Genomic DNA, 13339 nt, shown 5'->3' with positions numbered 1-13339 from the left:
TTTGGGGCGGTTTTTTTGAATAAAAAAAGTAAGGGTTGATAATTAGCATTTTTTAAAATAAGGAATAGTAATGGATTTGAGTAATTGAAACACAACTTTGCTGTGGATTTCGTACTTTTAGATTATGAAGAAACAGCGAATTTATTTGGACACTTCAGTTTTTGGAGGACTCTTTGATGAGGAATTCAAAGAAATTGTAAATGTTGTTAGAATTATTGGTTATAATGCCGTGAACGTGGCAGAAGGTTACAAACAAATAGACATCCGTTCACCAAGAGAACTTTTGACTTATGAAGACTAAAGAAAATAACAAGAAAAAGACGTTCGATGCGGTAAAATTTATGCGAGAACAAAGAGACAGAATTTCAAAGGACATTATGGATTTAAGTCCTGAGGAAATTGTTGCTTATTTTGAAAAAAAGTCTAAAAAAGAAAGGTAAATGCCTAGTACCTAATCGAAAAAATGGCCTCACCAGAATTCTCTAACGTGGGGTTCATGCGGTTTCTTTAGTTTATGAAAATTAAAAAAAGGAATATTTTTAGAATAGTTTGGTTTAGCCTGGTTACAATATTTTTCATTTGGAATTGGACAACCTATCAATCGAGAAATCTACCGGAAACAACATTCGCTGACGATGGAAACGTGACGGTTATAAAATCGATTGATAAGATTACTTTTGAACCAAACAATTCAAGTTATCAAAATGAGATTATATTCTTTCAAGGTGGATTGACGGATCCAAAAGCATATGCGCCGCTTTGTAGAAAAATTGCTGAAAATGGGTTCACTTGTCATCTTATCAAGATGAAATGGAGAATGCCACTATGGGATTACAAAAAAATTGAGTCCATGTTCGACCTCAAAAATGGAAATTACATCATTGGTGGACATTCTCAAGGAGCGAAAATGGCATCCCAATTTGTATTTGAAAATCCAAATTTGTTAAAGGGGCTTTTTCTATTAGGAACGTCCCATCCAAGAGATTTTGACCTATCAAACAGGATCTTGCCGACCATCAAACTTTATGGAGAATTTGATGGATTAGCGAGTGTTTCAGAGGTAATGGAAAATAAAGATAAGCTACCAAAAAATGCTGCTTTGATAGAAATCAAAGGCGGGAATCATTCTCAGTTTGGATATTTAGGTAAATTATTAACTGATGATAAAGCCCAAATTGATTTAGAAGAACAACAGGGTTTAACCTTGGGAGCTTTGAAGGATTTTTTCAAAAAAATTGAAACAGAAAAATGAAGGTTGCTGAATTAGAGTCTGGTAAAAGCTTTTTCAGGTTGATATGGTCTAATTAATTTTTACAGGGATAGTGATTGTTTTAGGTAATCAAAAATATCTGCAACAGTTGCGCTATTTTTGCCATATAGAACAAATAGCGAAATGGTGCTGTGAATGAAAACGTTAGTCTCAATTTTTACTCAGAATGAAAAATTATATACCTCTTCTACTTTTCTGGCTAATTTTGATTTCATGTGGAAAATCAAAGAAAAATCACAACACGGCATTAGAGGATAACCGTTTACTCAAAATTGAAATAGATTCATTGTTCAATTTTTATTATAGCAAGGATGGACCGGCCGCCGTCATTTTAATAATGTACAATGATAGAGAAGTTATTAATAAGGCATACGGGCTAAGGAATATTGAAAATGGAGATAAGGCGAACAGCAAAACAAATTTTTATGCCGCGTCCTTGACAAAGCAATTTACAGATCTTGGTATCCTTAATTTGGTAAAAGAAGGTAAGATTCATTTAACAGATACAATATATAAATATTTTCCCTATCCAATATTCAAGAATGTTACAATTGAGCAGTTAATTTCACATACATCTGGAATTGAAGATGCTGATTGGATTATTGCCCAAAACTGGGATTCCACGGATTATGTGACACTGAATAATATAATGGATTGGTATAAAAATAATGATGTTACAAAATTTAATCCCGGGACACAATTTGAATATAACAACGGCGCCTATTGTGTTCTGGTCAAAATTATAGAAGCTGTTAGCGGGAGTCCGTTTTCAGAGTATATGAATGTAATTGTCTTTGATAAAATCGGTATGGAAAACACCTATTTCGTAAACGATCAAAATGTCGGAAAAATACCCAATATGGCCATAAGTTATGAAAGGGATAGTTTTGGGAATTGGGTTTCGAACGACCCACACCATTTTACCAAAATTATAGTTGGGCCAACTGGACTCTACACTAATCTTTGTGATTATTCAAAATATCTAAAGGCGTTGAGGCAGCACAATATTTTAGACAAAACTTCACACGAACTGATATTTAAGCCAATTTCTATGGATATCGAGTTGCACTCGGCGGATTTGCAAACTTTAAAAGGAAAAAAATCATTCTATACAATGGGTTGGGAAGTAACCGATTCTTTAGCTGTATCGGCAGGACAGAGTTATGGTGTTAACAATTGGTCAATTTTTGAATTTAAGAGACCTTTAAGTGTGGTAATCCTCACAAATAACAACATCCTTTTTGAAGAAAACCTTGTTGACAAAACATATAACATTATTAATAAATTTATCAAAAACTAATGCCAACATTTGCTATAAAAACATAGGGTGGAATTCATCCACAAGATGCCTGAATTCATTTCCATTCAAGTAGCCGAGTTAAAAAAGTAGATAAGGTTATTGAACGGACTGCTTCACAAGATTTCTCTGCCGAGGTACTCACGACATAGTGACCAAGTCACATAAGACGGTTAATATTTGGGTTTGCCAAACAGGACAACCAAAATTAAAATTTTTAGTTAATGAATTAGACGATCCGAATCTATCTCTTTTCAATACTTTGCTGAACTGCTTTTCTAATGGACTTATCCACAGACACAAAACAACAAGTCATCACTTTTACCCTTTTTCGATTTGAGGGACTGCAGGCATTCTGGATTTTTGCTCAAATGCAAAAATCCAAGAAGGTCTTTAAAAAGGTGCAAGGCTTGGAATTTTTTAAGCTGATGGGAAGCGGCGGGAAAAACGGCTTTTCCAAAATGCTAAACGTGAATGTATATACCTTGCTGGCAGTTTGGGAATCAGAAGAAGCTGCTATAAGTTATTTTGATAAGTCTAGACATTTCTCAGGTTTTCAAAGACGCGCTACCGAATTCTGGACTATTTACATGAAAACAAGCAAAGTTCATGGGACATGGTCCGGATGGAATCCTTTCGAAACCATTCAACCTTACCAAACCGGTCCGATTGCAGTTATCACCAGGGCCCGGATCAAATTTCTCTTTTTAAGAAAATTTTGGAGCTATGTACCATCGGTCAGCAAGAATATGGACGACCGGGACGGATCGATTTTCTCCATCGGGATCGGAGAATACCCTTGGCTGATGCAAGCAACATTCAGCCTTTGGGAGGACCAAGAATCCATGCAGAATTATGCCTACCGCTCCAAATTCCATAGTGAAGTGATCCAAAAGACCCGGAGCCTAGGCTGGTACAGCGAGGAGCTTTTTGCCAATTTTATTCCTTACAAAACCATAGGTTCTTGGGATGGTGAAAATCCCCTTTGGCCCTTTATGGGACAACATTTTATATGATCTAATTCTTGGTTTTTGGCGGTAGCCATCGGCATGATATTTAATTCGGTACAATTAAATCATACTTGTCACGCATTAAAAACAATGCAGTAAGGTAAATAAACAAGGACAGCTTCCCTGGCTTGGCCAGTCAAAATTTTTCCCGGCAGACTTTCGACTAGAAATCAACCTACACCCTTTCTAAAAAATCCTTTTTGCGTTGAATCAGTTAACTTTTTAACCTATATTCACCTTCCCAGACACTTTCATCAAATTGAATTCAACTGACAGACTAGACTAAAATCAAAATCTTTAGGAAGTTGGGAGAAAGCTTAAAAATATCCTACTCTGAATGCCCACCTTCTTCAAGATGATCCCCTTTGTCTGCTAGCGGGAAGTACGACATTGCAATATAAACTGTTCACCCTAAACATAAAAATTAAATTATGGAAAACACCGGACGTAAGAAATGGCAATCAGATTGGCTTCTATTTTTAGGAATTCTTTTATTTTTATTGGGGTTACTCATTGGTTTATGTATTCCATTGATGATGAATCCAAGAATGGGGCTTACTGCTCACCTCGAAGGGGTGATGAACGGTATGTTTTTGGTTATCTTGGGCCTTACTTGGAACAGGCTTATACTAAATGACAGATGGTTATCTTATACATTTTGGCTGATTCTTTATGGCTCTTTCGCAAATTTTTTAGCAGTCACCATAGCATCCATAACAGGAGCCGGCAAAATGATGCCGATAGCAGGTGGTAAAGAAGGTACACCTGTAGTTGAAGGACTAATTTCATTTTTACTGATTTCTCTTGCCCTTGCGATGATTTTTGTTTGTGTGGTTGTATTGAACGGACTTTATAGAAATATGAAATCCCGGATTCTAAGTGAAAGCCGAAAATAGTTCTTAACATTTCTAATTTATATGATGGCCGAAACACAAACATCACCATTAAAACTTGGACAATGCCCATCACAACACCTATCTGGTCTGAAGTTCCATGTGGTTCTCCTGAAGCCAATACAGTAATGAATTGATCCTAAATACTGTATTCAGTGTTTTTTTCCTTATTATCTCCATAAAATCATCGCATGATTATTGAGGTAAAGCCTTGAGGTGATTAATAGAATGTTTAAAAATGGGCTTATATTTAGTTTATGGAAAAAATTTGGTTTGACAGTTGGGACAGTTTGCTTAGAGTTATCTGCATAGCTCCCTTAGCCTATATTGCTATGGTGTTTTTATTAAGGGTATCCGGTAAAAGGACCTTAGCTAAAATGAATGCTTTTGATTTTGTTGTTACAGTTGCCTTAGGTTCAATTCTTGCCAGTGTTGCACTCAATAAAAACATACCGCTGGCCAATGGTGTAGCTGCTATTATAGTTTTTATTGGATTTCAATTCATATTAACGTGGTTAGCTGTTAGGGTGAAATCAGTTAAAACCGTCATCACCAGCAGACCATCACTGATCTTTTATAAGGGCAACTTTCTGCAAGGAGCTATGAAAAAGGAAAGAATAACTGAGGAAGAAATCTATAGTGCCGCCAGAAAAGATGGGCTTTCAACATTAGAAGAAATAGAGATGATCATTTTAGAAACAACAGGTGATATAACAATTATCGAAAAAATATCCGACCATAAGGAAACTACCTTTAAGGATGTTAGGATAGAACGATAGAAATAACTGAAATTACATTAAGCACCAATCCCGTAAAATCTTTAAAGGAGGAATATGACAAGAGCAATTTTACCAATTCTTATTTTTATTTCTATAGTATTTGAGAGTTTCTCTTTCCAGCAAGAAGAACCGCTCTCTCACAAATGGTACAAAGGCAATCTTCACACCCATTCCCTTTGGAGTGATGGGGACGAGTTTCCAGAAGTGATTATGAACTGGTACAAGTCCAAAGGATATAATTTTGTGGCCCTTTCAGACCATAATATTTTTGCTGAAGGTGAAAAATGGATAACCATAAAAGATGATAGCATTTACAAACAGGCTTTCCAAAATTATTTGCAACAATATGGTGAGGATTGGGTAGATCATAAATCCGAAGAGGGAAAGATTATGGTCCGGTTGAAAACCTTTGCAGAATATGTGCCTTTATACGAAGAGAAAGAACGTTTTCTGATAATTCCGGCAGAAGAAATTTCTGATGGATACAAAGGAAAGCCACTTCACCTTAATGTTACAAATCTCTCCAAATTGTTTTCGCCGCAAGGGGGAGAAAGCGTTGCGGATGTTTTGCAGAATAACATAAATGCAGTATTGGAAGAAAGAAAAGTTAGTGGAAAACCCATGATGGTCCACATCAACCATCCGAACTTCCGCTGGGCCATTACGCTCCAGGATATTGTGAAGTTGAAAGGGGAACGCTTTTTTGAAGTATATAATGGACACCCCCAGGTTAATAATTTGGGAGACAGTATTAGGATGGGGACGGAAAGAATGTGGGATTATATCAATATTGCCTATATGAGCAAAGGACAGCCCTTGCTATTTGGTTTGGCAACAGATGATAGCCATAACTACCATGAGAGCGGTGGTGAACTCAGCAATGCAGGAAGAGGATGGGTCATGGTAAGAACTGATTCTTTGCAAGCGGGCACATTAATTAATGCATTGGAAGCCGGAAATTTTTATGCCACTACAGGAGTCACTTTGGAGGATATTACTTTCGATCAAAATACCCTTTCCCTTTTCATTCAGGAGGAAAAAGGGGTTGAGTATACCATTGAATTTATTGGTTGCAATAAAGGAGATAAGGAAACCAGGGTTTTAAAAGAAGTGAAGGGAAGCACCGCTTCCTTTGTATTGGACCCCAATATCCTTTTTGTTCGGGCAAAGATCACCTCTACTAAACAACAGGAAAACCCCGTAGAAAACATGAAATATCAAATGGCCTGGGTTCAGCCTGTCATACCGGAGATTGAATAATATCCTGCCAAGACTTTTCATATAAGCCTGACAGCGATATTACCTCGCAAACAAGGTTAATTTCCCCATGGCCCAAGGATGCTCACCTTGAGCTTGAGTTTGCAAACGGACAAACTTTGCCGGTGCCTTATTTTTCCACCTAACAGTATTTATCCCTTTCTCGCCTGCTGCATTTGCCACCACCATCCATTTTTTCCCATCATCTGAAACAGATACTGTATATTTTATGGGGAATTGCTCATTACCGGAATCAAACTGGATTTCAGCGAGGTTTACCGGAAGTGGAAGTTCCACCTGGAACCACATGCCCGGTTCTTGGGCAGTTTCCGTTTTCCACCCTTTAAAGCCAAATGCATAAGTGGGATCTTTCGTTGAGCCCACGCCTTGAAGGGCGGTGCTACTGGCATTTACTTTCCAGTCATCCTTGGGAAATAATGCCTTGGGAATTTCTCCTATCAATTCATCATAGCTATAGTTACTGTTTCTTTTTTCGGTTTCCTTCCGAATTTCTGCCACAAATTCCGGTTCGACAAAACTCCCTTTGTTTCCAAAATCATTACGGATATAGGATACTACTGCGGCAATCCACTGATCATCGTTAGAATCCATGGCAATCATGATGCCTTCGTATTCTTTCCCTTCAATGGCTCCGGTAAGGCCGTTAAGCAGGGTTTTAACCGCATATTCGGAATGACCCAAAATCCGGGGCGATCCGGAAAATCCCGGCGCCTGCAATTCTCCTCCTCCAACGGGTGTTCCCAATCCTTTGACTCCATGGCAGGTGGCACAATAGCTGTCATAAATGGTTTTTCCCTGATCAATAAGCTCGCGTTCCCGGGGAGAATATTGGGTGGCGGCTGATTTCTTTTCTTCCTCCATCCTTTCCAGTATCTGTGTGGCCACTACCTGCACTCCTTTGGCTTGATTGGATTGGACAGCGGATTGAAGCAGTTTGTCGGATTGATCGATTTTCAAAACATAAGCACTTTGCAATGCCTGTATTGCCACAGCAGGATTTGTATCTCCGGACAAATTCCGGTAATACTCTTCCAGACTTTTTTCTCCGTATTTATAAAGAGTTTCACCTGCTCTCAATGCTTGGATACGTATGGCCGGATTGGGGTCTTTCATCAGTTGTTTGACCATCCCAGTCTCCAATACGCCAAGTCCTTCTAAAGTCCATAAGGCATGAATCCGAGCCAACTCGATGTCGGAAGTTTGGGCCATTTTTTCCAATTCCTTTTTCACTGATTTATCTTGCCTCAGGATGATCAGCTGTTGGGCTTTATCGCGCCACCAACCATTCGGATGCTCCAGGTGCTGTACCAATTGGGCGGTGGTTTCTTCAAACATCCTTGGTTTTTCCTTGCTTCGGGGCATACCATCATAGGTTACTCTCCAAATCCTGCCGTTTCCCACAATATCATCCATCTGGTATTGCAGGATTTTGGTACGTAAATAACTGCCTTCCTGCGTCCAGTTGCCCTGCTGTATGATTCCCCTATACATGTCCACAATATACATGGTGCCATCGGGGGCTGTTGCCATATCCACAGGCCTGAAAAGCGGATCCGTTGACTGGATAAATTCACTTTCTTCAGCAATATATTGATTTTGGATATAGGTAAGGCCTTCTTCCTTTCGGGAAGATACCTGTCGGACTATTCTCCCCACAGGTTCTCCGTAAAAATATTGATTGACCAGGTTTTGGGGCAGCCGATCTCCACGGAATACATCATTGCCGGCAGCACCGGTCACATTGTTGAGAGATCCATCGACTTTGGCTTCCCGCATTCCCGGTTGAAAATCTGCCAAGTTCACCAGGCTATAAGGCACCCGAAATCCCTCTTCAAACTGACCTTCCACACGGTAATTTCCATAGACTATTGGGAACTGAAAGTTCTGCGGAACACCTCCATTACCATCCTGAAACCATACCTGTCCATAATTATCCTGCGTTACCCCCCATTGCCCGTAGGGATTACCTGTCGGTTCCTGGATCACCCCATCAGTAGTCCAGCGAATCCGCCGGGAATTGTAGGTGCTGTACATCCAGTTATCCATGGCCCAGGTCAAAAAACTGGTTTGATGTTCCACATTACCCGACCTTCCCAGTCCTGTAGCAAACAATTCTTTTTTGTCTGCTTTACCATCAAGGTTGGTATCGGTGTATTTATATACATGGTCTTCATTGGATTCCATGGAAAGAATGGTATTGGGACCAAAAGGAACTATAAAACGGGGAAATATCAGACTGTCCAAGAACACTACACCCGTTTCGTAAAAACCATCATTATCCTTATCCTCCCAACGGGATATCCTGCTGATGGGCATCAGCTCGTCAGTGGCATCAATATCCTGCATGTAGGTTCTCAATTCGAGCACATACATCCTGCCATTTCCGTCAAACTGTATGGCCGCAGGTTCCCGGATCATAGGTTCTGTCAAAACGGGCTCTATTTTGTAGCCCGGCTTTAGGATAAACTTGTTTTTTTGTTCGGATGCCGAATGCGGAACTACCGGCGGGGTGGGTATCAGATCTATTCCCTTCCAAACAGGCGATTCCAGATCAGCCCCTTCGGGTATTGAAATATGGGGAAAGGGAGGTTCCATCCTTTTTGGATCCAAAAGTTCGGCAGGAGAAATATCCACAGGAGATCTTTCCTGGCTGCAACTGACTATAACAAAGAGGGAAATAAATAACAGCAAAAGGGGATTTAGTAATGACTTCATCAAAGAATAAGGTTATTGTATCGGGAAACTGAATTTTTGAAGGTGTGATCTAATTAATAGGAATTGCTTTTATCCATGGAGATACCAAAGTATATTTTTTGTGGAAAAAGGGAACGGGAAATATAATATATCTGCTATTCAGCTCCAAGGATTCTTTTTCTATGGGCCATTACCTTTCAATTCTGTATATTTATGTAAAAGCTATATCGTGCGGAATTTCCCATCTTACAAACAAAACAAACCTTCCGGTCACTATGATGCCATTGTGATTGGATCAGGGCTGGGCGGACTTACCACTGCGGCCTTGCTTTCCCAACATGGACTAAAGGTATTGGTACTTGAAAAGCACTATACCATTGGTGGTTTTACCCATGTTTTTAAAAGAAAAGAATACGAATGGGATGTGGGCCTTCACTATGTGGGCGAAATGCACAACGAGCAAAAACTTTTGCCCCGCCTTTTTAATCATATTACCAAGGGAAAATTGCAGTGGAAAGACATGGGGGAGGTGTATGATAAGATAGTTTTTGAGGATAAGACCTATGACTTGGTAAAAGGCCGGAAAAATCTTGTTGCTAAACTAAAGGCAGAATTTGACTCCTCTTCAGACCATGATGCTATTGACCGTTATATGGAGTCTGTGAAAAATGTAATTACCGGCAGCCGGAATTATTACGGTATGAAGGTCATTCCCGGATTGATAGGAAAATGGCTGCGAAATTGGACTTCAAGGAAATTTCTTAAATATTCGGATTCTACTACATTAGAAATGCTCCGAACATTCACTTGCAATGAAAAGCTTATCGGGGTACTGTGCGGCCAATTTGGGGATTATGGTCTTCCTCCTGCAAAGAGCAGCTTTGCCATGCATGCCATTCTGATCAATCACTATTTCAACGGTGGCTACTATCCTGTGGGTGGTTCTGCTAAAATTGCAGAATATATCTATCCCCAAATCACCTCAGGAGGGGGAGATGTCTATTCGAATGCAGAGGTGAACGAAATTATTTTCGAAGGAAAAAAGGCTGTTGGTGTTCGGATGATTGATGGCATCGAGATGACAGCTGACCGGGTCATCAGCAATGCGGGGGTTTTTAATACTTTTCAAAAACTCATAGATAATCAACATCCGCTGGTTCCCAAACTGAAGGGACAATTTGATGATTTACGCCCCTCAGAGGCGCATTTATGTTTGTATATCGGCTTGAAAAAAAGCAGCCAAGAACTCCACCTCCCCACTTCAAATTTCTGGATTTACCCAAGCTACGACCATGATAAAAATGTAAGTGAATACATTGATAATCCGGATGAGAATCCATTTCCGGTAGTTTATATTTCATTTCCTTCAGCCAAAGACCCCGATTGGGTAAACCGTTTTCCAGGTAATTCCACCATCGAAATTATCTCGCTGGCACGATTTGAATGGTTCAAAAAGTGGGAGGACACCCGTTGGGGTAAAAGAGGGGAGGATTATGAAGCTATGAAAGAGAAGTGGTCACTGCGATTACTTGAAAACCTATATCAACAGCTTCCTCATCTAAAAGGTCAGATAGATTATTACGAACTTTCCACTCCTTTGTCCACCAAAAATTTTACAGGCTACCAGTCAGGTGAAATATACGGACTGGAACATAGTCCTGCTCGATTTCGAAATGAATATCTCACCCCGCACACCCCCTTCAAAAACCTGTACCTTACCGGGCAAGATATTGTATCCTGTGGTATAGGAGGGGCACTCATGGGCGGTTTGATTACTTCATCCGCGATTTTGAGAAAGAATCTTATCAAAACCATCATGAAATGAAAGCATGTTTAATTGAATCAAACAACATAAACTGAGGAAATTTTGAGAAAAATAGTTTATTATGTTGCAAGTTCCTTAGACGGATTTATTTCCGGTCACGATGGCGATGTCCGTGGTTTTGTAGAAAAAGGAGATGGAGTCGATAGGTATGTATCAGACTTGGCAAATTTCGATACGGTGATAATGGGAAGGAATACCTATGAATTCGGGTATAAGTATGGCCTAAAACCAGGACAACCTGCCTACCCTCATATGAAACACTATATTTTCTCCGACAACTTGAAACTTAAAAACCCCGACGACAAGGTTGAAGTGAAGAAGATAGATCTTAATGAAATAGATCTCATTCAAAACCAAGAAGGCAGTGACATTTACCTATGTGGCGGGGGGCAATTTGCAGGTTGGCTTTTGGAAAACCAGAAAATCGATATTCTTAGAATTAAATTAAATCCACTGATCTTAGGTGGAGGAAAAAAGTTATTTGGCAACTCTACTAAAAAATATAGCCTACAATTAATTGACACAGCAGAATACGAAAACAGTTTACAAATAATGACTTACCATGTCGTCTATTAAAATTTAAGAAATTCATTCTACATGGAGCAAACCCAAAATTGAACCGTATCATATTAAGAGTATCCCAAAAATGAAGATAAAGTTGGCGTTGATATCATCGACTGAGTGACCAAGCGAAACAAAAAAACAGGAAATCTGTAGCCCATATATTAAAATTATCGTCTTAACAATATGAAGCTACCCTTAAGTTTATTTATTATCGCATTTTTATTTCTAACTAACTCCTGTATTTCGGATGAGGGTCATTTCATAAAAGGCAATGGTGAGGTAGTATTGAATGTAGCTACCAGGGGGTCATACCAGTTTCTAATCAGATATGATAACGAACTCTACTACCCTGAAGATTTGGCTGAAGAATATAAGGATATCAACCAGACACCTATCCCTGTGTTTATCAGATTCAGATTAACAGACAAAGAGGCTGATATATTCACTCCTGCCCCGAACGATATTCCCGTATTTTTAAAATCTATACCAGTAATCCGATTGGAGCAAATCAGGCGACGCTAATTATCATATTTCAGTTCATCTTCAAAATCCATATTTCCTTTCTGCCTTATAATCAGTATTTTTACTTTATGGAAAAGCAGGAGTTAAAAAACAAAGTTGAAGAACCATTAGCAGAATACCTGCTTACCGGACAGTCAGGACGTCACTATACTTATGCTGACTACTTGACCTGGCAGATGGATGAAATGGTCGAACTGATCAAGGGCAAAATTTTCAGGCAGGCGGCTGCACCGAGATCAAATCATCAAAGGATCTCAATAAAAATATCCAGTGAACTCTTTGTCTTTTTAAATGGTAAAATATGTGAAGTTTTTGCGGCCCCTTTTGACGTTCGACTACCAGTTAAGTCCAAAAGAAATGAAGACATCGATACAGTAGTTCAGCCAGACATCTGTGTAATTTGTGATCCGGATAAGATTGACGAACTGGGATGTGTAGGTGCTCCGGACTTAGTCGTGGAAATCCTTTCTCCCGGGAATAACAAAAAGGAACTCCAAAACAAATACGAGGTATATGAAGAATCCGGGGTAAAGGAATATTGGGTCATTCATCCCAATGAATGCACTTTAATCATTTACACCCTGATCAATGAAAAATACCAAGCATCAAGAATTTTTACACATGGTGATAAAGTAACTTCCCAGGCAATTGAAGGCTTTGTACTTGATCTGGAAGAAGTGTTTGATGACATGATTTAATAGGTTATGGAAAAGGAAGAATTGAAAAACAAAGTTGAAGAACCACTAGCAGAATACCTGCTTACCGGACAGTCAGGACGTCGCTATACTTATGCTGACTACCTGACCTGGCAGATGGAAGAAATGGTCGAGCTGATCAAAGGCAAGATTTTCAGGCAGGCGGCTGCACCAAGAAGAATTCATCAAGAGGTCTCCGGGAAAATTTTCAATAAACTTTACAACTTTTTGGAAAAACATCACTGCAAAGTTTATTCAGCCCCTTTTGATGTCCGCCTACCTGTCAAGTCCAAAAAACATGAAGACATAGATACAGTAGTGCAGCCGGATATTTGTGTGATCTGTGATCCGGAAAAATTGGATGAGCTGGGCTGTGTGGGTGCTCCTGATCTGATTGTGGAAATCCTTTCTCCCGGCAATAACAAAAAAGAGCTGCAAAATAAATACGATGTTTATGAAGAATCCGGGGTAAAGGAATATTGGGTCATTCATCCCAATGAATGCACTTTAAT

The 13339-nt window shown here is 39.4% G+C and carries 14 protein-coding genes; 13 read left to right on the top strand and 1 reads right to left on the bottom strand.

What is annotated here, in order from left to right; all coding sequences use genetic code 11:
- Positions 1 to 124: 124 nt before the first annotated feature.
- The 8 genes from ACEW8O_RS26585 to ACEW8O_RS26550 all read left to right on the top strand — a co-directional run bounded on the left by ACEW8O_RS26585 (position 125) and on the right by ACEW8O_RS26550 (position 6509).
- Positions 125 to 301: a hypothetical protein gene (locus tag ACEW8O_RS26585; RefSeq protein ID WP_373497661.1), complete on the top strand. Its 177-nt coding sequence runs from the start codon at positions 125 to 127 to the stop codon at positions 299 to 301.
- Positions 291 to 440 (top strand): hypothetical protein, encoded by a 150-nt coding sequence (locus ACEW8O_RS26580; protein ID WP_373497660.1) that lies wholly within the window; start codon positions 291 to 293, stop codon positions 438 to 440. Before ACEW8O_RS26585 ends, ACEW8O_RS26580 begins: the two co-directional genes overlap by 11 nt.
- A gap of 74 nt (positions 441 to 514) precedes the next feature.
- A complete protein-coding gene (locus tag ACEW8O_RS26575; RefSeq protein WP_373497659.1) occupies positions 515 to 1252 on the top strand; it encodes an alpha/beta hydrolase in 738 nt (245 codons plus the stop codon).
- A 184-nt stretch (positions 1253 to 1436) separates the two neighbouring features.
- Complete coding sequence (locus ACEW8O_RS26570) at positions 1437 to 2570, top strand: serine hydrolase domain-containing protein (RefSeq protein WP_373497658.1); 1134 nt, start codon at positions 1437 to 1439, stop codon at positions 2568 to 2570.
- Between the two features lie 278 nt (positions 2571 to 2848).
- Positions 2849 to 3583 (top strand): spheroidene monooxygenase, encoded by a 735-nt coding sequence (locus ACEW8O_RS26565; RefSeq protein ID WP_373497657.1) that lies wholly within the window; start codon positions 2849 to 2851, stop codon positions 3581 to 3583.
- Positions 3584 to 4008: 425 nt separating this feature from the next.
- Positions 4009 to 4473, top strand: a complete 465-nt coding sequence (locus tag ACEW8O_RS26560) for a hydrogenase (protein WP_373497656.1) — start codon at positions 4009 to 4011, stop codon at positions 4471 to 4473.
- A gap of 254 nt (positions 4474 to 4727) precedes the next feature.
- Positions 4728 to 5249 (top strand): DUF421 domain-containing protein, encoded by a 522-nt coding sequence (locus ACEW8O_RS26555; protein WP_373497655.1) that lies wholly within the window; start codon positions 4728 to 4730, stop codon positions 5247 to 5249.
- 54 nt (positions 5250 to 5303) lie between these two features.
- Positions 5304 to 6509: a histidinol-phosphatase gene (locus ACEW8O_RS26550; RefSeq protein WP_373497654.1), complete on the top strand. Its 1206-nt coding sequence runs from the start codon at positions 5304 to 5306 to the stop codon at positions 6507 to 6509.
- 39 nt (positions 6510 to 6548) lie between these two features.
- On the opposite strand, the gene ACEW8O_RS26545 is transcribed toward ACEW8O_RS26550, so the two are convergent.
- On the bottom strand, positions 6549 to 9242 hold the full coding sequence (locus ACEW8O_RS26545; RefSeq protein ID WP_373497653.1) for a discoidin domain-containing protein: 2694 nt from the start codon (positions 9240 to 9242) through the stop codon (positions 6549 to 6551).
- Positions 9243 to 9342: 100 nt separating this feature from the next.
- On the opposite strand from ACEW8O_RS26545, the gene ACEW8O_RS26540 reads away from it, so the two are divergent.
- From ACEW8O_RS26540 to ACEW8O_RS26520, 5 genes are all read left to right on the top strand, one after another.
- Positions 9343 to 11046: a phytoene desaturase family protein gene (locus ACEW8O_RS26540; RefSeq protein ID WP_373497652.1), complete on the top strand. Its 1704-nt coding sequence runs from the start codon at positions 9343 to 9345 to the stop codon at positions 11044 to 11046.
- A 42-nt stretch (positions 11047 to 11088) separates the two neighbouring features.
- On the top strand, positions 11089 to 11622 hold the full coding sequence (locus ACEW8O_RS26535) for a dihydrofolate reductase family protein (RefSeq protein WP_373497651.1): 534 nt from the start codon (positions 11089 to 11091) through the stop codon (positions 11620 to 11622).
- 171 nt (positions 11623 to 11793) lie between these two features.
- Positions 11794 to 12132 carry a hypothetical protein gene (locus ACEW8O_RS26530; RefSeq protein ID WP_373497650.1) on the top strand — a complete coding sequence of 113 codons (339 nt, stop codon included), beginning with the start codon at positions 11794 to 11796 and terminating at the stop codon, positions 12130 to 12132.
- A 68-nt stretch (positions 12133 to 12200) separates the two neighbouring features.
- Positions 12201 to 12830: a Uma2 family endonuclease gene (locus ACEW8O_RS26525; protein ID WP_373497649.1), complete on the top strand. Its 630-nt coding sequence runs from the start codon at positions 12201 to 12203 to the stop codon at positions 12828 to 12830.
- A 6-nt stretch (positions 12831 to 12836) separates the two neighbouring features.
- On the top strand, positions 12837 to 13339 hold a 503-nt coding region (locus ACEW8O_RS26520), incomplete at its 3' end, for a Uma2 family endonuclease (protein WP_373497648.1).

Source organism: Aquiflexum sp., from assembly GCF_041749095.1.
Taxonomy (GTDB): domain Bacteria; phylum Bacteroidota; class Bacteroidia; order Cytophagales; family Cyclobacteriaceae; genus Aquiflexum.
Note: the sequence above shows the minus strand (reverse complement) of the source record. Positions and strands in the feature narration are given on the sequence as shown.